Here is a 382-nt window from a genome sequence, read left to right as displayed (position 1 = left end):
GACCGGCTTCACCTACACCACCGAGGTCTCCCTCCTGGGCCCGGACGGCGAGCCGGAGCGCAGGGTGGTCTCCCACTACAACAGCCTCCACCTCCTGACGTCCCAGCAGGTCTACACCTCCGCCCTCGGCGGCCGGCCCGCCGGGGAACTGGTGCGCGGCTACAGCTGGCAGCAGGATCCCGCAAGCCCCGTGCCTCCGCCCCGGGATGCGGAGCTGCCTGCGGACTGGGCGCTGCCGGTGCGCGAGGCCAGCACCGTCCACAACTCCGCCGGCCAGAAACGCGAAGTGGCGACCGCCGCCGCCTACGACGCCTACGGCCGTGCGGTCAAGACCACCGACGAGACCGGGACGGTCACCGAGACCGTGTACGACCCTGAAGAG

1 protein-coding gene is annotated in these 382 nt (G+C 71.7%); it reads left to right on the top strand.

The features are described 5' to 3' along the window. Window positions 1–382 (top strand): hypothetical protein (locus IF89_RS39790; RefSeq protein WP_043195016.1); only part of this gene is annotated, 382 nt, incomplete at both ends.

Origin of the sequence: Streptomyces sp. NRRL F-2664 (assembly GCF_000719345.1) — a bacterium.
Taxonomy (GTDB): Bacteria; Actinomycetota; Actinomycetes; order Streptomycetales; family Streptomycetaceae; genus Streptomyces.
The sequence above is the reverse complement of the archived record's forward strand: the minus strand, read 5'-3'. Positions and strand labels throughout refer to the sequence as shown.